The organism is Streptomyces sp. NPDC050535 (assembly GCF_044457665.1).
Taxonomy (GTDB): domain Bacteria; phylum Actinomycetota; class Actinomycetes; order Streptomycetales; family Streptomycetaceae; genus Streptomyces.
Genome location: NZ_JBITHE010000014.1, coordinates 162,145 through 185,565, shown reverse-complemented (window position 1 = coordinate 185,565; position 23,421 = coordinate 162,145). Strand labels below are relative to the sequence as shown.

The 23,421-nt window shown below is 70.2% G+C and carries 8 protein-coding genes; 2 read left to right on the top strand and 6 right to left on the bottom strand.

Annotated features, from left to right (window positions below):
* Nucleotides 1-54: 54 nt before the first annotated feature.
* From ACIBLC_RS28360 to fabI, 6 genes are all read right to left on the bottom strand, one after another.
* The gene (locus tag ACIBLC_RS28360; protein WP_399214083.1) at nt 55-1,716 is read right to left on the bottom strand and encodes an NAD(P)/FAD-dependent oxidoreductase; all 1,662 of its coding nucleotides are present in this window, start codon (nt 1,714-1,716) and stop codon (nt 55-57) included.
* Nucleotides 1,713-6,128 carry a thioester reductase domain-containing protein gene (locus ACIBLC_RS28355; protein WP_399214082.1) on the bottom strand — a complete coding sequence of 1,472 codons (4,416 nt, stop codon included), beginning with the start codon at nt 6,126-6,128 and terminating at the stop codon, nt 1,713-1,715. Before ACIBLC_RS28355 ends, ACIBLC_RS28360 begins: the two co-directional genes overlap by 4 nt.
* On the bottom strand, nt 6,125-14,890 hold the full coding sequence (locus ACIBLC_RS28350) for a type I polyketide synthase (RefSeq protein WP_399214081.1): 8,766 nt from the start codon (nt 14,888-14,890) through the stop codon (nt 6,125-6,127). Before ACIBLC_RS28350 ends, ACIBLC_RS28355 begins: the two co-directional genes overlap by 4 nt.
* A gap of 50 nt (nt 14,891-14,940) precedes the next feature.
* Nucleotides 14,941-16,287: an NAD(P)/FAD-dependent oxidoreductase gene (locus tag ACIBLC_RS28345; RefSeq protein ID WP_399214080.1), complete on the bottom strand. Its 1,347-nt coding sequence runs from the start codon at nt 16,285-16,287 to the stop codon at nt 14,941-14,943.
* 11 nt (nt 16,288-16,298) lie between these two features.
* On the bottom strand, nt 16,299-17,318 hold the full coding sequence (locus ACIBLC_RS28340; RefSeq protein WP_399214079.1) for a zinc-binding alcohol dehydrogenase family protein: 1,020 nt from the start codon (nt 17,316-17,318) through the stop codon (nt 16,299-16,301).
* A 308-nt stretch (nt 17,319-17,626) separates the two neighbouring features.
* Complete coding sequence (fabI, locus tag ACIBLC_RS28335; RefSeq protein ID WP_399214077.1) at nt 17,627-18,418, bottom strand: enoyl-ACP reductase FabI; 792 nt, start codon at nt 18,416-18,418, stop codon at nt 17,627-17,629.
* Between the two features lie 196 nt (nt 18,419-18,614).
* Here fabI and ACIBLC_RS28330 point away from each other — a divergent pair, with 196 nt between their 5' ends.
* On the top strand, nt 18,615-19,013 hold the full coding sequence (locus ACIBLC_RS28330; protein ID WP_399214076.1) for a hypothetical protein: 399 nt from the start codon (nt 18,615-18,617) through the stop codon (nt 19,011-19,013).
* A 984-nt stretch (nt 19,014-19,997) separates the two neighbouring features.
* Entirely contained in the window at nt 19,998-23,267 is a 3,270-nt protein-coding gene (locus ACIBLC_RS28325) for a LamG-like jellyroll fold domain-containing protein (protein ID WP_399214075.1), read from the top strand.
* The last annotated feature ends 154 nt before the right edge of the window (nt 23,268-23,421 follow it).

The window sequence follows — 23,421 nt, the reverse complement described above, 5'->3', positions numbered from 1 at the left end:
TTCCTCGGTTCTTCCGTGTGGGTGGCGGACAGGGCGGGGCGGTGCCGGCGCGGGTCAGCCGCCCCGCAGGACGGTCTTTATCCCGGTGCGGATCAGCGGGGCGATGTCCTTGGGGGCTCCGCGGACCGTCCACAGAGCGAGCCTGAGGAGGGTCACCGGGGTGATCTGCAGAAAGCGGGCCGTCGGATCGTTGAGCTTGAAGGCCGCGGGCACGAACTCCGCCTCGCGGACCGACCGGAAGATCCGCTCGCTCGCGGAGCGCGGGTCGAGCTCACCGGCCGCCACCGCCGCGCAGGTGGCACCGGTCTCGGTGAAGAGCCGGTGGTAGCCCTCGTGGCCTGCGAAGACGTGCCCGCGGTACGGCACGGTCTCCAGAGCCCGCAGCGCCGCGTCGCTGCCCGTGGTGCGAAGCTCCGAGTAGGCGGTGAGCAGGGGGAATCCGCCGAAGCGGAAGCCGACTTCGAGTACGAAAAGCACGGCCTTCACCAGCGCCGGGTCGCACAGCGACGCGTGCACCATGGCGGCCAGTTCGTCGTTGGCGTCGAGGTGTCCGCGGGTGAAGTCGTCGACCAGAGCGAAGCGTTCGGTGGAGAAGTCATCGTCACGTACGGCGTCGAGCAGCCGCCGGGCGAGGACGTTCACGGTCTCCAGAGCGATGCCGAGTCCTCTGGAAATGAAGGGATCGACATAGCCGGCGGCGTCTGCGACGAGGCACCACCGGTCGCCGACGGTACGGCTCACCGCGTACTGATTGCGCTCGGTGGACAGCCACCCGTGTTCGGCGACCGCGTCCTCGAACTGGGCGGCCAGGGTGGGGAAGCGCGCGACGAAGGCGCGGAACTCCTCCTCGGCGGAGAGCCCGGCGAAGTCCTCGGCCGGGAAGCGGCGGGCGTCGAGCGTCAGGCCCACGCTGACCATGCCGGGAGCGGGATCCGGGTGGTTGTCGAAGGGCAGCACCGCCAGATACGCGCCGTCGGTGAGATGGTGCATGCTCCCCCGGGCCCATGGCATCGGGGCCCTGTACGCCGCGGCACGGTCGGCCACCACCTCGGCGAACGGTCGCACCCCCGTCATATGGGTGGTGAGCGTGCGGCTGGCGGTGGTGAAGCGCGCGGGTTCCTCGCGGAGCCCCAATGCGGCCACCAGCGGCGAGTCGGGGCCCGAGGCGTCCACCAGATACCGCGCCCGGAGACGGCTCCCGTCCGAGAGGGAGACCAGCACGTCGGCCGGGCCCGGCACCGCGCCGGTGACCTTGACGCCCCGCAGCACGTCGGCACCCCGGTCCTGGGCGGTCCGCAGCAGGTGGGCGTCGATGTCCGGCCGGTAGAAGTGCGGCTCGGGCGGGGCGCCCTTGGGCGGGCAGACCTGGAGCAGCTCGGACGGATCCTGGGGTCGTCCCTCCCGGTGGTAGACGAAGCTGTGGCAGTGTTCGGCGCCGACGGTCTCGGTGACGTGCTCGTGGATGTCCTTGACCGTGGAGAGCAGGGCCAGCTCGGGCACCTTGTAGCGCTGGGCCAGGATGCGGAACATCCCGGCCGCGTGCACCCCCATCTCGCCCTGCGGGAATCGCGACGGCTCGCCCTCGTCGACCACGGTGACCCGCACCTGGTTGGCGGCGAGGACGGTCGCCAGGGCCGCCGCGGCGATACCGCCCCCGAGGATGACGACATCGCGGGGAGCCTGCTCCTGGGTGTGTTCGGGATCGCGGGTATTCATCGCTGCTGCTCCGTCCGGGACTGTGCGGCGGGCTGGTCGGGAGAGGGGAGGAAACCGGTGCGGACCATCCAGTCGAAGTACGTGTCCAGGAGGGTGTCGTCGAGCGGCGGACACGTGATGCCGCTGCCGTCCAGCGCGTGCAGGAGGTTGTCCACCTGGTACGTCATGGAGTCCTGGCCGACCCGGACGATCTCGCTGATGGTGTCGATGAGCGGGTGGAGCGCGTTCTCCTCCGTGCCGACCCCGGCCTGGAAGTCCGCCACCCACTCGGGTCCCGGTCGCTGCCCGACCGGCCACCGGCGCCGCTGGATGTAGCCCACCAGTTCCTGGAAGGGCATGCGTTCGGGGTTGAGGAGGTGGAAGTTCTGCCCGAAGTCACTTGTCGTGGAGGCGTGCACAAGGGCCCGGCTGACGTAGTCGGCAGGGGTCATCTCCACGAGCATGTCGAGCTCGGGCGCGGAGCCGAATTGGATGCAGCCCTTGATGACCGCGCAGGTGAAGCTGTTGGTGACACAGACGCCGAAGCGCGAGTCACCCATGATCTGGCCGAGTCGGTAGACGTTGACCGGCACACCGCGTTCACGGGCGGCTTGTACGAGGTTCTCCGCCACCCACTTGGTCTGCAGATAGCCGTTGGGCAGCCGGCCGGCGCGGTCCAGGTCGTCGTCTTCGGAGAAGGTGCTGCTGAGATCGTCGGGCACCCCCCAGACGGCGAAGGTGGAGACGTGGTTGACGGGGGTGAGTGGACCTCGGCAGGCGAGCCGCAGAATCTCCTGTGTGCCACCCACGTTGGTGGCCCTGAGCTGCCGGAAGCTCTGGATGAAATTGACGTTCGCGCCGTTGTGGTAAATCGCGTCGACGCGATGGGCGAGCGCGTCGAACACGTCCTCCGGCAGGCCGAGGAGCGGTTGGGAGAGATCGCCGGGGACTGCCACGATCCGCTCCTCGTCCTCCTCCCGCCAGGGCAGATAGTGCTCGGTGTTGGCACGCAGCCGGGCGAGTGCGCCGTCCGGATCGCCGGCGCGCACCAGGCAGTGGATCGTCGCCTTGGTGGAGCGGAGCAGTTCGTCCAGGAGGTACGCGCCGACGAAGCCGGTGGCACCGGTGAGCAGCACATCGGCCGGGTCGCGCCAGGACTCCCCCAGGTCGCCCGCGGGTTCGATGTCCGGGTCGAGCACCGCCTCGGCCTTGAGTACGGCCGGGTCGGTCCGGTCGGTGGCCATGGCCGCGTCGCCCTGCTCCGCCGCGCCGGGCAGGCCGTGGTCCTGCGCGACGCGTGCGGCGATGAGGGACGCCCATTCCGCGACCGTCGGCTGTTCGAAGAGTTCGCGCGGCGAGAGGCTGAGCCCGAGTTCGTTCTTGCAGGTCGTGACCACCTGCATCACCATCAGCGAGTCCACCCCGAGTTCGAGCAGATCGGCGTCGGAGCCGATCTCTTCCGCCGGGGTCCACAGTGCGGTGGTGAGCTGCTCGCGGAGGTGGGCGGCGACGAGACCGGTCCGCGTGTCCGGGGCCGCCTCGGCCAGCCGCGCGAGCAACGCCGGTGGCTCGTCGGTGCCGTTGGTCTCGGTGGTGGCGCTCGTACTGACGGCGGACACCGCCGGGTGTCGCTCGTCGAACCAGTAGCGCTCCCGCTGGAAGGCGTACGTGGGAAGCGCCACGGGCCTGTTGGGTGACCCGGCGTGCACCGCCCGCCAGTCCACCGGGGTGCCGAGCACGTGCAGGCCGCCGAGCGCCGTGCGGATCTGCTCGGCGTCGTCGGTGGTCCGGCGCAGGGAGGCGAACCAGGTCCGGTCCTGCCCGGGGAGGGCGGCGGCGCCGAGGCCGAGCAGTGTCCGGCCGGGGCCCGTCTCCAGGAAGGTGGTGAAGCCGAGCCGGTCCAGGGTGTGCAGTCCGTCGGCGAACCGGACGGGCATGCGAGCATGCCGGCACCAGTAGTCGGGGTCGGCGAGAGTGTCGGCGTCGACGGCCTCACCGGTGAGGTTGGAGATGACGGGAATGCGCGGCGCGGAGAAACGTATCCGCGAGGCCGCGGCGCGCAGCTCCGCCAGCGACGGCTCCACCAGGGGCGAGTGGAAGGCGTGCGAGACACGCAGGCGGCGGGCCTGGATCCCGCGTCCGTCGAGCCGGGCGGCGATGCGGTCGATGGCGTCGGCGGCGCCGGACAGTACCGTCTCGCGCTCGCCGTTGACGACGGCGAGGGAGACAGGACCGCTGTCCGCGGCGGCTTCGGCCTCAGCCTCCGCGGCGGAGAGCGGCACCGCGATCATGGCGCCCGGTTCGCAGAGCCGCTGCATGAGCCCGGCGCGTGCGCTGACCAGCGCGAGGCCGTCCTCAAGGCTGAACACCCCGGCCACGCACGCGGCCACGTACTCGCCGACGCTGTGCCCGAGGACGGCGGCGGGCCGGATACCCCAGGAGCGCCAGAGGCGGGTGAGGGCGTACTCGACGGCGAAGAGGGCCGGCTGGGTGTAGGCGGTCCGGTCCAGTAGCGCCGTGTCGTCGGGGCTGCCGTGGAGGACGTCGAACAACGGGCGGTCGAGATGGTCGCGGAGCAGGGTCGCGCACTCGTCGAAGGCGGCCCGGAATACGGGTTCGGTGTCATAGAGCCCACGTCCCATTCCGGGGTACTGGCTGCCCTGGCCGGTGAAGAGGAAGGCGACTTTCGCCCGCCTGCGGGGCGAGGCACGCCCGGTGACGACGCCCGGCGCGGCCTGGCCGGCGGCGAACCGCCGCAGCCGGTCGCGCAGTTCAACCGCCGAACCGGCCACCAGTGCCATCCTCTGCGGCAGTTGTGCCCGTCCCAGAGCGGCGGCCCGGCACATGTCCCCCAACGAGGCACCACCGCCTCGGGTGCTGCCGCCCGTACCCTCCGCGACCGCCTCTGAGGACGAGTCACCCGGCAGGCCGAGGTGGGCGGCGTAGCGGGCGGCCAGGTCCCTCAGGGCCACCTGGGACGTCGCGGACAGGACCAGCAGATCGTGCGAGGACGTCGGCGCTGTCTGTTGCGGCTCCTCGGCCGTCGGCGCGGGGGCCTCGCCCAGCACCAGGTGCACGTTGGTGCCGCTCACCCCGAACGAACTCACCCCCGCGTAGTGGCCGGCGGCCGTCGCCGGCCAGGCGGTCCGGTCCGTCGGGACGGCGAGATGAAGGCTCTCCCAGTCCAGGTTCGGATTGGGCTCGGTGAAGTGCAGGCTCGGCGGAATCTCCCTGTGCTGGAGAGTGAGCGCGAGCTTCATCAGCCCGGTCACGCCCGCCGCGGCCTCCAGGTGGCCGACATTCGTCTTGACCGACCCGACGTACACACGTTGGTCCGTCGGCCGGCCTGCACCCAACACCGCCTCCAGTGCACGGAGTTCGATGGGGTCGCCGAGCAGTGTGCCCGTGCCGTGCGCCTCGACGTAGCCGATCCCGCCGGGGGCCACTCCGGCGTCCACCAGGGCCGCCCGGATCACCTCCTGCTGTGCCGGGCCGCTGGGCACCGAGATGCCGCTGGAGCGTCCGTCGTGGTTGACCGCGCTGCCGTGGATGACGGCCACGACCGGGTCGCCGTCCGCCAGTGCGTCCGACAGCCGCTTCAGTACGACGACACCGCACCCCTCACCACGCGAATACCCGTTGGCCGAGGCGTCGAAGGCCTTGGAGCGCCCGTCGGGTGCGAGGGCCCCCGCCTTGCTCACCAGCACGAACCCGTAGGGCGTCAGCATCAGACTGACCCCTCCGGCCAAGGCGAGATCGCACTCGCCGCGGCGCAGGCTCTGGCATGCGAGGTGGGCCGCCAGCAACGACGAGGAACAGGCCGTGTCGACGACGTGCGCGGGGCCCCGCAGCCCGAAGTGGTAGGAGACCCGTCCGGCGAGGAACGCGGGCTCCCCCATCAGTTGGTAGGCGTCGACGTCCGTCACATCGGTGAGCTGCTGGCGCATGCGTGCGTAGTCGCTGGTGCTGGCTCCGAGGAAGACTCCGGTCGCGGTGCCTTCCAGGCTGTCGGGGGCGATACCGGCACGCTCCAGCGCCTCCCAGCTCACTTCCAGCGTGATGCGCTGCTGCGGGTCCATCGCGACCGCCTCGGCGGGCGAGATGCCGAAGAGCGAGGCGTCGAAGGTGTCGGGCCGGTCGATGAAACCGCCTTCGACGCAGTACGCCTTGCCCGGCGCGTCCGGGTCGGGGTCGTACACGGCGTCCGCGTCGCCCCGGTCGGCCGGGAAGCGGCTGATGGTGTCGGTACCTTCGCGGAGAACCTGCCAGAACGCCTCGGGCGAATCCGCTCCGCCGGGGAGGCGGCAGCCCATGCCGATGATCGCGACGGGACCGTCCGTCTGCTGGTACTGCTCCAGCCGGGTCCTGAGCCGGGCGATCGTGTCGAGGGCGTAGGTCAGCCTGGCCCGGTCGTCCGTGTCGGTTCCGGTCATTGCTCCGCCTCTCCGCGGTACTTGATGTCGGTACGGGGCCGGTCGGCCAGCCCGAGTCCCAGGGCCTCCACCCCGGCCATCTCGCGCTCGAAGCGGGCCGCGAGGTCGTCGTCCCGGAGGTCGTCGGCGAACTCCGCGGCCGTCACCGGGCGTTCGGTCTCACCGGCGTCGCGACCGGTTCGGCCGGGGGCGTCCGCGATGCCGAGGCCGAGCACGTCCGCCGCCAGATATCCGGCAAGGGCCTCGGCATTCGGATACTCGAAGACGAGGGTGTTGGGCAGTGTGCAGTCGAAGCGCCGCTGCAGGCGGACCTTCATCTCCAGGGCCGTGATCGAGTTCATGCCGAGGTCGAAGAAGCCTTGCCGGGGGTCGAATTCGTCACCCGAGTCGGCGCCGAGCACCACGGCGGTCTCGGTCAGCACGTGGCCTACCAGGACACCGTGGTGCTCCTCGGGGTCCAGAGCCGCCAGTTCCTGTCGCAGAGCGGCCGCCGCGGTGGCACCCGCCGAATCGTCGCCCGGTTCCAGATCATGGAAGAGCGGCCAGCCCGCCTGCTGGTAGAGGGGCAGCATGATGCCCCAGTCCACCTGGCATACGCCCGCCTCGACGGCACCGGCCGCGACGAGATGGTCGAGCACCTCCACCGCCGTCTCGGGCCGCAGCGGCTCAAGGCCGGCCCGGACCAGCATCGCCCTGCTCTCCTTGGTCAGCCGCCCGACCTCGTCCCAGGGCGCCCAGCGCACGCACAGACCCGCGTCTCCCCGTGCCCGGCGCCGCTGGACCAGAGCGGCCAGCAGCGCGTCGGCCGGGGCCTGCCGGGCCACGCCCAGCGAACCCCAGAACGAGGCGATGCCGCTGAAGGCGACGAAGAACTCCAGGCCGCTCTCGGCTCCCTGGGCGGTCAGCAACTCGTCCAGGTGCCAGGCGCCAAGAGCACGGTCGCGGACGGAATCGGTGATCTCGGACAGACCGACGGCCGCGGTGTCGCCCAGTTCCCAGTCCACGGCGAGCCAGACGACTCCGCGCAGCGGCAGGCCGCCGCCGCACGCGGTCTCCAGGACACCGGCCAGGGCGGCGCGATCGGCCGGGTCGCAGCGCACGGTCAGCAGTTCGGCGGCGCTGGAGCCGCGCAGCCGGTCGAGCTCCTCCTCGAAGTCCCCTCCGGGCACACCGGCTTCGGGTCCGGACGTGAGGATCACCCGTCCGGCGCCGCGCTCGCACAGCCAGCGGGCGATGCGCAGCCCGAGAGGGCTCGCGCCCTCGGCGACCAGGTACGCGCCACCGGGCTCATGGCGTCCTGCGGGCAGTACCGGCCCGGTCGGACCGTTCCGCACCACGCGCTGCACCAGGCGCCGCCCGGACCGCAGCGCGATGTGGTCCTCGCCGTCCGGGGCCACGAGCTCGTCGACGAGCGCGGCGGCTTCGGCGTCGGGGCCGGCCGTGCGCGGCTCCAGGTCGAGCAGACCGCCCCAGGCGGCGGGGTGTTCGAGGGCGGCGACTCCGGCCAGGGACCACAGCGGTGCCTGGGTCTCGGCCACCGGTGGGCCCGCCGTATCCGATGTCCTGGCCGCACAGGCGCCGCGTGTGACATACCAGACGGGCCGCGCGGTCCCGGTGGCCCCCAGCGCTCGGGCGAGGCCGAGCACCGCGTCGTAGGCACATCCGACAGCCGGGTCGGTGAGGGCGGCGGCGCCCGCACCGACGGGGAGGTCCAGTCCCCAGAGGTGGACGGCGCCACGGCATCCGGGGGTGCGGAGCCGGTCCCGGACCAGCTTCGCGAGCCCGCCGTGGCCGGCCGCGTCGTCGGGGGCGATCAGTACGGTCCGCTCTCCGCGCGCGGAGAGCTGTGTGGTCAGCGCGTCGGCCACGCCGCCCCGGTCCGCCAGCACCAGCCACCACGCGCCGTCCACCGGCTCGATCACCGGGGGTGCGGTGGGACGAGGGGACGGTTGCCACCGGTGGGTGTACAGCAGGGCGTCGAGCCGGTCGCGGGTCCCTGCCGCGACGGGCGTGACGGACGGAGGTTCCAGGGCCACGCCGGACAGCAGCGCGACCGGTGTTCCGTCCTCGTCGAGGACGGAGATGTCACCGCACACGCCGGGTCCGGCGCGGTCGGTGAGTTGGGCTTGCACGGTGAGCCGCGCCCCCTCCGGGGAGCGCAGGAGAACCAGCCGCGCCACGGACCGCGGCAGCATCGGCGGCTCCTGCGGCGCTCGCCCCGCGGCCAGTGGCAGCAGGCGCAGTGCCGCCTCCAGCAGCCCGGGGGGCAGGATCCACCCTCCGTCGGCCGGGGCGCTCTCGAACTCGGCCGTGCAGGTGCCGTCGGCACGCCGGGCCGCCGTCACCCGCAGCCCGTCCAGGCCGACGCCCGCCGCGGCCAGCGCCTCGCCCAACTCCGCGGGGTCCATCGCCTCGTCGGTGCCGGTGAACGCGGGCCGAGCGGCAGGTGCCGTGTCCGAGCAGGCGGCCAGCCGGCCCCGGGCCCGGAGCCCTGTCGTCGTCCCGGTCTCCGGAACGGCCGGGAAGGTGTGCACCGTGAAGGTCGCCGCGTCCGCCGTTCCTGCGACCTCGTGCGTGTGGTCGGTGTCCGCCAGGCTCAACTGCGCGACTGTGACAGCAGGTTCGCCCTCGGCTTCATCCGCCGCCATGTCGAGCAGCAGCGGTTCGGGCAGCTCCGCAGCTTCCACACACAACGGCCCGGCGCCGAAGCGTTCCCGGCCCGCGGCGAGCGCCATCTCCAGCCAGGCCGCGCCGGGCACCAGCCTGGCCCCCCACAGCCTCCCCACGGTCAGTGCGCCGAGCAGTCCGTCGTCCAGGTCGGCTTCGAAAAGGCGCGCTGGTACGGTCCCGGCTGTCCGGGTCCGGCGGGTCAGCAGCGGGTGCGGGGGCCTGTTCTGCCCGGCTCCGGCCGTACCTCGCGATACGGCTCCCGACGCCGTGCCCCGCGGGCCTGCCAGCCAGTAGCGCTTGTGCTGCCACGGATAGGCGGGGGTGTCGGTCAACTGCCCGCCCGCCGGGTACATCCGCTCCCAGTCCACGGCATAGCCGTTGGCGTGCAGAGTGCCCAGGGACTCGAGCATGACGGTGAAGTCGTCGCTGTCCCGACGCAGCGAGGGCACGAGGACGCCGTCCACTCCGAGATCCCGCAGGTCCTGCTCGATGAAGGTGAGCAGCAGCGGATGAGGGGAGATCTCCAGGAAGGTGTCGAATCCGTCGCCCGCCATGGCCCGGACCGCGCTGGAGAACCGCACCCGGTCTCGCAGGTTCCGGCCCCAGTACGCGGCACCGAACGCGCCTCCGTCCAGCAGGCCCCCCGTCACGGAGGAGTAGCACGGCAGATCGCCGGCGGAGGGCGCGATCCAGGGGACGCGGCCGGCCAGTTCGCGGTCGAGGGGCTCGACGCGCGGGCAGTGTCCGGCGCCCGCGGCGTCGATCCGGCGGCTGAACACCTGGCGGCGTTTGAGCGCGGCCAGCACCTCGTCGAGGGCGGATTCGTCACCGGACAGGACCGTGCTGCGGGCGCTGTTGCTCACTGCCACCCACAGTCGGTCCTCGTAGCCGGCGAGCGCCACCTCCGCCTCGTCCGCGGGCAGACCGACGACTCCCATGGCGCCGGAGCCGACCAGGCGTTCCTGGACGGCGGCGCGCTCGTGGATGAGCCGTGCCGCGTCCTCGATTCCGAGGATGCCCGCCGCCTGCGCGGCCGCCACCTCTCCCATGCTGTGGCCGACCACCGCGGCGGGCCTGACCCCGAGTGACTGCCAGCGGCGGGCGAGGGCGGTCTGGACCGCGAAGACCAGCTCCTGCTGCCTCGGCCCGTACGGGGTGTCCGCGCCGCGCTCCAGGTGGTCGAGGACCGACCAGCCGATGTGCGGGCGCAGCCGGCCGTCACACCAGGCCATGGCCTCACGGAAGGCCGGGTCCTGGCGCAACAGGATCTGGGCCATGCCCCGCCACTGGGAGCCGTGGCCGGAGAAGACGAAGGCCAGTTTCCTCTCGGCGCCGCCATCCGCACGGCCGGTGGAGACACCGAGGCCCCGGTCACCGTCCTCGAACGCGGCGAGCCGCTCGGCGAGTTCGGTGCGGGTGCGGCCCACGACGGTGAGGCGATGGGTCTGGTGAACGCGGCGGGTGCTCGCGGTGTAGCACAGGTCTCGCAGGGGGATGCCGGAAGCGCTGGTGGTCTCGTCGGCGCCTGGCTGTCGCTCCGCTCCGCCGGTTCCGCCGGTAAGCAGTTCGCGGTAGTTGCCGGCCTGGGCGGTCACCGCCGCCTCGTCGGACGCCGACAGCGGCAGCAGGTACGGCCGGCCGTCATCGGGCACCTGCCCGTGCGACGGTTCGGGCTGCCGGGGCGCCCGGCCGAGGACGACATGGGCGTTGGTACCGCTGAAGCCGAAGGCGCTGACTCCGGCCGCGTGCCGGTCCTGCGGCCACGGCACCGCCCGGGTCGGGACGTCGAAAGGCAACTCGGCCCAGGGAATCTCGGGGTTCGGCTCGGTGAAGTGCAGGTGCGGCGGGATCTCCCCGCGTTGCAGGACCAGGACGGTCTTGATCAGGCCCGCGATACCGGAAGCCGCTTCGAGGTGTCCCATGTTGGTCTTCACGGAGCCGACGGTGATCCGCTGTCGGCCGGGGAGAGCGCTCAGCGCCGCGCCGAGGGCCTGCAGCTCGATCGGGTCACCGAGCGGTGTGCCGGTGCCATGGGCCTCCACGTACCCGATCTCGGCGGGCGACACCCGCGCATCGACGAGCGCGTCACGGACCAGGGCCTCCTGGGCGGGCCCGTTGGGAACGGTGAGGCCGCTGCTCGGGCCGTCCTGGTTGACCGACGAACCCAGGATCGTCGCCAGGACCCGGTCGCCGTCCGCCAGAGCCTTGGCAAGCGGTTTGAGTACGACCACACCGCAGCCCTCGCCCCTGTTGTAGCCGTCGGCGGTGGCCGCGAAGGTCTTGCAGCGTCCGTCACCGGCCAGGGCGCCCGCGGCCTGGCTGGCGCGGTGGATGGTGCTGCGCAGGATGACATTGACCCCGCCGGCGACGGCGACTTCACTCTCGCCGCTGCGCAGACTGCGGACGGCGAGGTGTACGGCGACGAGGGACGACGAGCACGCGGTGTCGACGGCCAGGCTGGGCCCGTGCACGCCCAGGAAGTAGGAAAGGCGTCCGGAGGTGGAGCAGAAGGAGTTGCCCGTGCCGTAGAACGCATCGACGTTCTGCGGGGCGTTGGCGATGAGCTCGGCGTAGTCGTGGGAGTTCATCCCGACGAATACGCCGGTACGGGAGCCTGTCAGCCGGTCCGGGGTCTGGCCGGCGTGCTCCAGGGCCTCCCAGGCCACTTCCAGGAAGAGCCGCTGCTGGGGGTCCATGACCTTCGCCTCGCGCGGCGGGATCCGGAAGAACCGGGGGTCGAAGTGATCGACGTCGTCCAGCCAGGCGCCCTTCCAACGGCTGTGGTCGTCGAAGCGGCCCTCGGGAGACAGCGCGATCGCGTCGGTCGCGCCCTGCAGCATGCGCCAGTAACCGTCGGGCCCGCTGCCCCCACCGGGGAACCGGCACCCGAGGCCCACCACCGCGATCGGCTCGTGCTCAGCCGCAGCCGTGGAAGACGCCTGCCTCTCCGCCGCGAAAGACGCCTGCCTCTCCGCCGCCCTCTCGGGAGCGGCGGCCTTGGGAGCCTGTCCCTCGGCACGCCGGTCCCACACATACGTGGTCAGCCGCTCCACCGTGGGGTGGTCGAACGCGACGGTCGCAGGCAGCGGGCCGATCTGGTGCTGGAGCACATCCCGGAGTTCGAGCGACGTGAGGGAATCCATGCCCATGTCGGCGAAACCCTGACGACGCCGGATCGAGCCGGGCTCGTGCCCCAGTACCTGAGCCGCCGACCTGGCAACCAGATCCTCCAGCTCCCCGCGGTCCTGCGGCGCTTGGGGTGCCCTCGCGACAGGAGATTCGGGCCGTCGCTCTTCCGTCGGCTCCTGTGGGACCGGCAACTGCCGCGGCACCGAGGGCCCTTCCTCCGTCGGCGGCTGCGTCTGCTGGATCCAGAAGCGCCGACGCTGCCAGGGGTAGGAGGGGAGTTTGGCCGGACGGCCGCCCGAGGGCGGGACCGCCTCCCAGCGGACCGGAGCCCCGGCGGCGTACAGCGCGCCCAGCGAGGTCAGAAGTGTCTCCGTCGCAACCACACCACGCCGCAGGGACGGCACCACCAGCGTGCCTTCGGTCCCTCCCGAGTCGTCGAAGGCATGTGCGAGGGGCAGGGCCAGGACCGGGTGCGGGCCGATCTCCAGGAAGGTCTTGTGCCCCTGGTCCAGCAACTGGTCGACGGCTGTCGCGAATTCGACGGGTTCGCGGATGTTGCGTACCCAGTGCGCGGTGCCGAAGAGCTCCTCGCCCTCGCTTCCCCCGGGGGTGGTGGTGACCACCTGGACGGTGGGCGGACTGGGCCGAAGGCCGTCCAGAAGCTCCGCCAGCCGCTCCTGATAGGGGATCATGTACGGGCTGTGGAAGGGATGGTCGCCCGGGAGCAGGCGGCAGCCGATCCCCCGCTCGGTGAGGTCGGCAATGAACCGTTCGACGGCCTCCGCGTCACCGGAGACGACGGTCGAGCGGGAGCTGTTGGCGGCGGCCGGCCAGAGCAACCCGGCATAGGGTTCCAGCGCGCGCCGCGTGTCCGGCTCGGAGAGTTCGGCCACGGCCATCCGGCCCTGGCCCGTCGACTCGGCGAGCAGACCGCCACGGTGGACGGCGACCCGCGACGCGTCCTCCAGAGTGAGCGCCCCGGCCACGTGTGCCGCGGCGATCTCGCCCATGCTGTGGCCGACCACCGTCGCCGGTTCGACGCCCCAGGAACGCCAGAGCGCGGCGAGCGCCACCTGCACGGCGAAGATCACCGGTTGCGCGACCTCGGTGCGGGTGAGCCGGGACGCGTCCTCGGGGGCGGCGATCTCCTCGTTCAGCGACCAGCCGGCCAGCTCGCGGACGAGGGCGTCACAGGCGTCGAAGCTGTCGCGGAAGGCACGCCAGTCGTCGCCGTCGCGCCCGAGCAGCTCGCGGGCCATGCCGGGCCACTGGGAGCCCTGCCCCGAGAAGACGAAGACGACGGGTGGCTCCCCCTCCGTCTCCCCGCTTCCGCGGTGCAGGCCGGGTGACGGCCTGCCTTCGACGAACTCGCCGAGCAGCGACGCGAGTTCGCCGGTGTCTCTGCCGGTGACAGCGAGGCGGTGCTCCTTGTGGTGGGTCCTGCGTACGCCGGCGGTGTGAGCGAGGTCCCGCAGCGGAGGCACGTCCGCGGCAGCGCTCAGCCGGTCGCGGTAGGCACGGGCCAGGTCGGTGAGCGCGGCGTCGCCGCGTGCGGAGAGCGGCAGGAGGACCGGGCCTTCCGGCTCCTCGGCGCGGACGTCGGCGCGCGGCGGGGCGGCCTCGATGATCACGTGTGCGTTGGTGCCGCTGAGCCCGAAGGCGCTGACCCCGGCCAGCCGCGGGCCTTCGCCGGCCGATGGCAGCGGGGTGAGCTCGGTGGCCACCTCCACCGGCCAGTCCCAGCGGATACGCGGGTTGCGTTCGCGCACGTGAATGGTGGCGGGGACCTGGCCGTGCCGGAGGACCAGGGCGGCCTTGAGCAGTCCCGCGACGCCCGCCGCGGAGTCCATATGACCGAAGTTGCTCTTCAGCGAGCCGACGAACAGCGGATGGCTGCTTGGACGGTCCTGGCCGAGTACGTTCCTCAGTGCGCTCAACTCGATGGGATCCCCGAGAGGCGTTCCGGTGCCGTGGGCCTCGACATAGTCGATGTCCGCGGGCGCGACACCCGCCGCGGCCAGGGCGTCGCGCAGCAGTCGCTGCTGGGCCTCGCCGCTGGGCACGGTGAGTCCGGCGCTGGCCCCGTCGTGATTGACCGCGGTGCCGCGGATGACGGCGAGGATGTCGTCGCCGTCCGCCAGAGCGTCGGAAAGCCGCTTGAGGACGACCAGGGCGCAGCCCTCCCCCCGCACGATCCCGTCCGCCGAGGCATCGAACGGCTTGCAGCGCCCGTCCCTGGACATGGCCCGCACCTTGCACAGGAAGATGCTGAGTTCCGGGGAGAGGATCAGGTTGACGCCGCCCGCGAGGGCGAGGTCGGACTCGCCGCTGCGCAGGCTCTGGCACGCGAGATGGACGGCGACGAGCGAGGACGAACAGGCGGTGCTCACGGACATGCTGGGGCCCTGGAGCCCCAGCAGGTGGGACAGCCGTCCGGGTCCGAAGCTGAATTCGCGACCGCTGGCGTACCAGGCGCCGATGCCGTCGAGCCCCGCCTGGTGGGCATGGAGCAGGGTGTAGTCCATCCCGATCACGCCGGTGAAGACGGACGTCCGGGTGCCGGCCAGGGCGGTGGGAACCTGACCCGCGTCCTCCAGTGCCTCCCAGGCGACCTCCAGCAGCAGGCGCTGCTGGGGGTCCATCTCGTGGGCCTCGCGCGGAGCGATACCGAAGAACGCGGGATCGAACTGGTCGACGCCGTCCAGGAAGGAGCCCCACCGGCTGTACATGGTGCCGCGCTTGTGGGGATCGGTGTCGTAGTAGCGGTCCACGTCCCATCGCTCGGCGGGGACTTCCTCGATGGCGTCCGTCTCCTCACTCAGGAGGCGCCAGAATTCAGGAAGCCCGTTGGCTCCGCGGGGAAACCGGCACCCCGCTCCCACCATGGCGATCGCTTCCGGAACGTCCCGCCGTCCGTGCGGCTTTCCGGACGGCGTCCCGGACACCTCGGTCGATGCGTGCATCTGCCAGTCCCCTCCAACTGCTCCGGCTCTCGATCCGTTCCGTACGGCGGTCAGAACAGGGGCGCCGCGCTTGGTGCTCGAAGCGAGCCCAGGTGCTTGTGCCACAGGTGGTCGGGGTTCTCCTCGACCTGGCGGGTGATCTCCCGCATGGCGGCGAGTGCCTTGGGCTCGGCGTCGTCATAGACGTCGCCCTGGAGCATCTTGAGGACGTCCATGCGGTACCGCGGGTCCTGCACGAAGGCCGTGAACAGGATGTTCAGCCGGTAGTAGATGGAGATGAACTCGTACCAGTTGCCGACCGCCCGGCGCAGTTTGGACTCGTAGTTGCCGAACGAGGGCTTCCTGAAGTCGCCCTTCTCGGCGGCGGCGATGACGTCGCCGGAGAGCAGGCGGGCGCCGTTGAGGGCGACGCTGACACCGCTGGAGAAGATCGGGTCGACGAAGCGGGCCGCGTCACCGACGAGCGCCCAGCCGTCGCCACAGATCTGCTTCATGGCGTAGCTGTAGTCGCCCTCCGACTTGAAGGGGCGCACCTGCTGGGAGTTCTTCAGCGCGTCGCGCAGATCGGGGCGACTGCCCACGCACTCCCAGAAGAACCCTTCGAGGTCCGAACTGGAGGCCTTGAAGTGCTTCTTCTGGGTCACGACGCCCACGCTGGTGACGGTGTCGGTGATCGGGATCTGCCACACCCAGGTGTCGGTGACCGGGAGGAAGTGGATGAAGATGTAGTCCGCCTGCTCCTTGTTGACCGCCAGGGCGGAGCGGTCCAGGTTGTCGAACCAGGAGTGGATGGCGTACTGGTTGAAGACCGGGTCGCTGACCTTGAGCCCCAACTGCCGCCCGAGGAAGGTGTTGCGGCCACTGGCGTCGATGACCATGCGCACCTTGACCGAGGAGTCGCGGCCGCCGAGCGGGAACACGATCCGCGGATGGGGCTCCGAGAAGTCCACCTTGCGGATGCGGATGCCCTCGTAGACCTTGGCTCCCAGCGTGTTGGCGTGCTGGAGCATCAGCAGATCGAACGTCCCGCGATCCACGTGGTACGTGTAGTCCTGATTGACACCGAGCTGCTCACGCTCATGGAACTCGATCTCCGCGGCCCTGAAGCCGTGGGACATTCCCTTGAATCCCATGGTGGGAATGTTCTTGTCCGTGGCCGAGGTCCAGGCCGCGCCGTACTTCCTGGGGAATCCTGCCTCCTCCATCTGTGGCAGGAACCCGATGTCGGCGAGGACCGGTGTCGTTGCGGGTATCAGCGATTCGCCGACGTGCTCGCGAGGGAAGAGATCACCCTCGAAGACCACGCAGCTCAGACCTGCTTTGGAGAGATAGGAAGCGGCCGTGGAGCCGGCCGGTCCTCCACCGATGATGCCGATATCGAAGTCAACCTCAGACACAGCTGTCCCTTTCAGTCCTGATTTATTCGAAACAGAGGGAAATATGAATCCAGGTTTCCCTCTGCGTAATCACGTGCCAGCTCGGGGATTTCATCGAACTGGTAGACACGCTGGTCCCCCAGTTCGAGCATCCATCCCGAGCTCTCCTGGAATTCGAGAATCTCCTCGATGTCGTGGAAACAGCAGGCGTGGGTGTGCACGTGGATGTGTCGCTTGATGCACTCGTTCGCCCGGATGTTCTCCAGGCGCATGCCGTGCTTCCAGCCGACGGTGGCCAGTACGCCCTGCCGGCCCAGGGCCCGCAGCGTCGCCCGGTGCACGGGCTTGCCGATGTTGTCGATGATGATCGCGGCTCCGCGTCGCCCGCTGAGCTCGTTGACGATTTTGAGGAAGGTCCGCTCGGACTGGCGGTAGCGCTGCCGGTAGTCCGGGTCGGCCGCCATCCGGTCCTCGTCGTGGTCGAGGTCGGGAAAGAGGCGGCGGTCCACCGGGATCATGCCCTTCGCCTCGATCTCGGCGAGCCGCTGCGGATTCCCGGAGGCCATCGCGGCCCGGAAGCCCGCGCGTTGAGCCAGTTCGAGTTCAGCGACGGCCACGCCCCCGCCCCAACCGAACGCCAGCGGAGGGGGATCCATGTCCGCCGGCTCCACGCGCACCTGGGAGCGCCAGCAGGCGTAGGCGACCTTCCAGTTGTCCCATGCCGTCCAGTACCGCCCGTAGGACGCGGCCCACTGCTGGAGCGAGTAGCGCGTACTCTCCGGCAGCGGCAGCAGCAGGCGCTCGCCGATCTTCGTCCGGCGGGCCAGGACGCCGACGGTGCCCGGGGCGTCGTAGGCATGGACCAACTTGACGTAGCCGTGGTCGTCGGTGCGGGCGAAGGCCTGCATCAGAGCCAGGTCACCCTCCTTGACCCGGGTGACCGCCTTGCCCGGGCGTACCACTCGTACGACCCCGAAGTTCCCGATGACCATGCGCTCTTCCCCGCGTTGCCGGCACACGTCCACCGGGGCGCGTTCCAGCGCATGACCCATGTTGGCTTCCCATGAACCGTAGAGCGGTTCCACGAGAACTTCGTCCTCGGCGATATCCGGAAAACTGAAATCCTCCCACACCAGTTCCCCGGGAACGGGATTTCCGGATTCCGCTCCGGCGGGTCCCGCATGCAATACCCATGCCTCGGTGGTGATCACCTGTGTAGACCCCTCGATGAGTTCGGAATCATCCGCGCCAGAGCGTTCACGAGCCCTCTGAGCGACATCTCGGAATCTACGTTCGAGGTGTTCCGTTCGTCTTCCATCGCCCTGATGAATTCACCGGCCTCCCACGAAAGGATGAGTATTCATCCTTTGGTGGGACCGGGGGCGGCACCGACCGCGTGCACCCCTCCGTCGGCGTGCACGATCTCGCCCGTGACGGCAGGCATCCAGTCGGACAGCAGAGCGCAGACCACGCGGGCGACGGGCTCACTGTCGGTGAGGTCCCAGCCCAGGGGGGCACGGTGCGGCCACGGCCCGCTCACCGCCTCCGCCCCGGGGATGGCCCGCGCCGCCGCCGTGTGCAGCGGGCCGGCCGCGACAAGGTTGACCCGGGTCCCCCGGCCCCCCAGATCACGCGCCAGATAGCGGCAGCAGCTCTCCAGCGCGGACTTGGCGACGCCCATCCAGTCGTACGCCGGCCAGGCGACGGTCGCATCGAAGTCCAGGCCGACCAGCGAGCCGCCGCCCGACCTGGCCAGCAGGTCACCGAAACCTCGGCCCATGGCGACGAACGAGTACGCCGAGACGTGCACCGCCGTTGCGACGTCCGGCCAGGAAGCGGCCAGGAAGCCCCCGCCGAGGGTGTGTTGCGGAGCGAAGGCCACGGCGTGCAGTACGCCGTCCACCCGCCCCCACCGGGCCTCCAGGTCCTTGGCGACGGCGGCGATGTCCTCCTCTCGGGTGACGTCGAGTTCCAGCACGTCCGGCGGGTGCGGCAGCCGTCTGGCCACCCGTTCGGTCAACCGCAGCCCGCGTCCGAAGCCGGTCAGCACGAGCTCCGCGCCCTGCTCCTGAGCCAGCCGCGCCACGCTCCACGCGATCGACGCCTCGGTCAGCACACCGGTGATGAGAAGGCGTTTGTTCTCCAGCAGCATGGCTCCGCTCCCTGTCCGTGCCGACGCCTGAGCCCTCCAGAATTCACGTGCCGGAGCCCGGTGAATACGGCCCCACGTCCTCATTCTTTCGGAGGGGATTCCGGGAGATCGCGGTCACGTATTTCCCCACCAGGGATGAGGATTTCCCGTGACGCAGGCCGATAAGGTCCTGTAACCGAAGCCTCTGGAGTGTGGCATGCCGAAGATCAAGTATCTCTCCCCGGAGTATCTGACGGAGCTGGAAAAGCGTGGCGGGCGAATGCCCGAGAAACCGGGTCTCAACGTGGAGATCCAGCACGTCATCAAGGAGAATCCGGAAGGCGCCGACGACATCGAGTACTACTTCCGGATCCGCGACGGCCGGCTCGTAGAGGCCAGGCGCGGCAGGCTGGAGCAGCCCATGTGCTCGCTGCGCATGGCATACAGGACCAGCGTCAAGCTGACCACCGGTGAGATCAAGGCGCTCGTCGGGATCATCACCGGCAGGATCCGTCCGGGCGGCGATGTCGCACGGCTTCGCTCGATGATGCCGTCCCTGCAGTCCCCGGAGTTCGAGGCCCTCACGGCCGAGGTACACCGAATGACCGAGTACTGACCTGCGGCGTGTCCGGATCGCCCTTGACCAGCGTCGAGGGCAACACGGGCAACCCCAACGGCGGCAGTGACGGCCTCTACGTCAAGTCCCGTCGCACGAACAGCGGTTACGACGTGGTCTTCATCCGGGTCCGCTGAGCGGCTGAGCCGGAGTTCCGGCAGGTCGGGCTCGGGTACGGGGGGCCGCCCGCGGCACCGACGAACAGTTCGGGCCCGCCCGTCCATGAGCGGCGGCAGCGTGGGCGCGATGAGTTGCGGTCGAGAGGCAGAGTCGAAGGCACGCTCCCGGATGCCGTCTCTGAGGGTGCGACACCCTCCAGCCGGAGAGGAAGCCGACCACCGCTTCACCCCAGTAGCCCTCCGCAACCGCCGAACAGGCCTGCGGCGCCCGACCGCTCACCGGCCTCGCCTGCATCCTCGCCGAGGCGACGGAACTAGGCCCTGTCGTCAACTTTCCGTCTGCCCCGCGACGCCATGCACGCACTCTCGCCGCACCGGGCGCAGACCCAAGTACGTCCAGTACGAGGGCCTACGCCAGGCACGCCGAGAACACGCACCTGACGCCGCGCGGCCGCCCTCCGGGCGACGACGGGAATTTGACGACAGGACCTAGGCGCACCCCCCGACGTACGGCCACTGTCAGAGCGGCTCACACGCACCGGCGCTTCCTGCTTCGGCCGGCCAACCCGCGCCGTGACAAACCGCTTTGCCGGACGCAACACGCTCTCTACAAGGCGTTCGTCGCGTCCGACAGCTTCGGTGTCTCGTCGGCACCGCCGGGAACAAAGTGCTGCGCGAGATCTGGACAGCCTTCTGGGAGCGTGTTGTCATACCGCTGGCAGAGGGTTTCCAACGTTGAAAAGGCCGCCTCGCGGAACGTGCCTCAGCCGGTGTGCAGCTTCTCCCTACGGCCTTCCTCACCGGAGTCCGTGACCCTGCCCCGGCGGTCGGACGCGCTCGCGGCCTCTGGACGAGGAAAGGTTCCATGACAGGACACAACACCCGCCCCAGAGCCAGAGTGCTGGCGCTGCTCGCCACGGCGGCGCTGGTACTGCCCCCGAGCGGGCTGCTGCCCGCCGCGGCAGCCGCCGAGTCCACGAGCAGTGCGTCAGCACTCGCGACCGGTCAGGCCGCCGTCAAGACGCACGGCCTCAAGGGCGAGTACTTCAGCATGTCGGCACCAGGCGCCCGGGACTTCGCGGAACTCGGTGGTACGACGCTCGACCCGCAGATCAACTTCTCCGGTCTGACGGACACCTTCAAGGAGTTGACCGGGAAGACGGAGCACACCACCGCCCGCTGGACGGGCCAGATAGAGGCGCCGGCCACGGGTGACTACACCTTCTACGCCATCGGCGACAACGGCTTCCGGCTCTACATCGACGACCAGCCCGTCATCGACCACTGGGAAGGCGACTGGGACCGGGAGCAGACCAGCCAGGCCGTCAAGCTGACCGCGGGCGAGCAGCACACGTTCCGTCTGGAGCTGTTCCAGGACACCGGCGGCGCCAACATGTTCCTGCGCTGGTCGACTCCGACGCTGGCCAAGCAGATCGTGCCGATGACCGCGTTCACCCCGCCGGCCGACTTCGAGGTCTTCCCGGTGGAGCTCGCCGTCGCCGAGAGCGGTACGCGGCTGCGCGCCCGGTTCGACGGCAAGGTGGGCAGCCTCCAGGCGGTCAAGGACCATCTGAAGGTCGAGGCCGACACGACCGCCATGCCGATCAAGTCGGTCACGTCCGTCCCCGGGGACTCCTCCTCCCTCTACGTCAACCTCTCGGAACCGATCCAGAAGAACCAACTGGTCCGGGTCTCCTACGACGGTGCGGGCGGTCTGACGGTCGGCGGCAAGGCCGTGCCGAAGGTGATCCGCTACGCGGAGAACGCCTCCACCCATCGCCTCACCACCAAGTGGGGCGACAAGGTCGACAAGAAGCACCCGCTGCCCGAGTACCCCCGTCCGCAGCAGAAGCGGTCCAAGTGGGAGAACCTCAACGGGCCTTGGCAGTTCAGCGGCGCCAAGGCGGGTGAGCAGCCAGTCTTCGGCAAGAACCTCGACGAGAAGATCATCGTGCCGTACCCGGTCGAGTCGCAGCTGTCCGGGCTCGAGCGGCACGAGGACCACATGTTCTACCGCCGGGTCATCGACGTGCCCCGGAGCTGGAAGGTGGGCAAGGACAACCGCTCGAACCGGCTCAAGCTCAACTTCGGCGCCGTCGACTACCAGTCCCGCGTGTATGTCAACGGCACGCAGGTCGCCGAACACACCGGCGGATACAACGCTTTCAGCGCCGACATCACCGACGCGCTGAAGGGGACGGGCAAGCAGGAGATCGTGGTGGCCGTCACCGACACCGGTGGCGCGGACCAGCCCATGGGCAAGCAGTCCACGAACCCGGGCGGCATCTTCTACACGCAGTCCTCCGGTATCTGGCAGACCGTGTGGATGGAGCCCGTGGCTCCCGTTTCGATCGAGAACATCGTCACCACGCCCGACATCGACACGGGCACCCTCGCGGTGACGGTCGACTCCGCGGGGGCCTCCTCCTCGGCCCGTGTCGAGGCAGTCGCCCGTGACTCCCGAGGCAAAGTCGTCGGCAGGGTCAGCGGGGCGGCCGACAAGAAGCTCACTTTGCCGGTGGCGAAGCAGCATCTGTGGAGCCCCGACGACCCGTACCTCTACGACCTCGACGTCACGTTGACCGACGGCAGGTCGAGCGACAAGGTCCGCAGCTACTTCGGCATGCGGAAGATCGGCGTCGAGAAGGTGGGCGGCTTCAACAAGCTTGTCCTCAACGGCAAACCAATCTTCTCCCTCGCCACCCTCGACCAGGGCTTCTGGCCCGACGGTCTCTACACCGCGCCCAGTGACGACGCGCTCGCCTTCGACCTCGAGGCGCACAAGAAGCTCGGCTTCAACGCGGTGCGCAAGCACATCAAGGTGGAGCCGGCGCGGTGGTTCTACCACGCCGACAAGCTCGGCCTGCTCGTCTGGCAGGACTTCGTCTCAGGGAACCTCACCAACGAGACGGGCCAGAAGGCGTTCGTCGACCAGGGCCGGGAGACGATGCGCCAGCATCACAACTCTCCCTCCGTGATCGGCTGGATCGTCTTCAACGAGGGCTGGGGCGAGTGGAACCGCGAGGAGACCGGCCGTATCACCGAAGCCGTCCAGGCCGCCGATCCGTCCCGTGTCGTCAACGCCCACAGCGGTGTCAACTGCTGTAACTCCAAGGGTGATTCGGGCAAGGGCGACATCATCGACCACCACGACTACAACAACGACGACCCGCCCTTCCCCGACGACAGGCGCGCCGCCATGGACGGCGAGCACGGCGGGTTCACCCTGCGCTCCCCGGGCCACATGTGGCCGGGCGCCCCGACGGTGATCTACAGCGGTGTCACCACCAAGGCGGAGCTGACCCGCAAGTACGTCGAGAACACCGAGAAGTTCTACGTCGAGCAGGCCGGCGCCGAGCTGTCCGGCTCGGTGTACACACAGATCACCGACCTGGAGAACGAGCTCAACGGCCTCTACACGTACGACCGCCGTGACATCAAGATGGATCCCGCGGAGGTACGGAAGGTCAACCTCAAGGTGATCGCGGCAGGCGCCGCGGCGGGCACGAAGGCACTGACAGGCGGTCGCTGGACCCTCGACGAGGGCACCGGCACCACCGCCAAGGACACCGTCCCCGACGGAAAGCCCCTCACGCTGCGCGAGGGCGCTTCCTGGACCGACGGTGTCAGCGGCAGCGCCCTGAAGTTCGACGGCCAGAAGCAGTACGCGGAGACCTCCGGGCCGGTGCTCGACACCAGTGGAAGCTACTCGGTGTCGGCCTGGGTCCGGCTCGACGGGATCCCCGGCAACTACGGCACGGCCGTCAGCCAGGACACGCGTGCCACGGCCAACTCGTTCTACCTGCAGTACGGCCACGGCAACTTCGCCTTCAGCACTCCCGGTGAACGCCGTGCCCAGGTGGCCGTCGCCGCGGAGACGGGCCGCTGGTACCACCTCGTCGGTGTACGGGACGCCACCACCAACGAGATCCGCTTGTACCTCGACGGAAAGCTCGCGGCGACGACCACCGGCGGCGCCGCCTACGGAAGCACCGGCCCGCTGACCGTCGGCCGCGCCCATTGGGACGGCACGAACGTCGACTTCTGGAACGGCGCGGTCGACGAGGTCCGCGCCGTCGACCGGGCGCTTACCGCCGAGGAGGTGAGCGACCTCTACAGCGAGGAGAAGCCGTAGCCGGCAGCGCCCATGAAAGTGGTGCCCGGGGGGGGGGGGGGGGGGGGGGCCCCCCCGGGGGCGGGGCCGCGGGGGGGGGGGGGGGGGGTGCCCCCCGGCGGCCGCCCGGGCCGCCGGGGGGGGGCGGGGGGCGCCCCCCCCAAGTACGGGACGG

Excerpts from the sequence above, each read along its gene's own strand:
- ACIBLC_RS28360 (WP_399214083.1), bottom strand. The coding sequence starts at position 1,716 with ATGAATACCCGCGATCCCGAACACACCCAGGAGCAGGCTCCCCGCGAT.
- ACIBLC_RS28355 (WP_399214082.1), bottom strand. The coding sequence starts at position 6,128 with ATGACCGGAACCGACACGGACGACCGGGCCAGGCTGACCTACGCCCTC.
- ACIBLC_RS28350 (WP_399214081.1), bottom strand. The coding sequence starts at position 14,890 with ATGCACGCATCGACCGAGGTGTCCGGGACGCCGTCCGGAAAGCCGCAC.
- ACIBLC_RS28340 (WP_399214079.1), bottom strand. The coding sequence starts at position 17,318 with ATGGGTCATGCGCTGGAACGCGCCCCGGTGGACGTGTGCCGGCAACGC.
- fabI (WP_399214077.1), bottom strand. The coding sequence starts at position 18,418 with ATGCTGCTGGAGAACAAACGCCTTCTCATCACCGGTGTGCTGACCGAG.
- ACIBLC_RS28330 (WP_399214076.1), top strand. The coding sequence starts at position 18,615 with ATGCCGAAGATCAAGTATCTCTCCCCGGAGTATCTGACGGAGCTGGAA.
- ACIBLC_RS28325 (WP_399214075.1), top strand. The coding sequence starts at position 19,998 with ATGACAGGACACAACACCCGCCCCAGAGCCAGAGTGCTGGCGCTGCTC.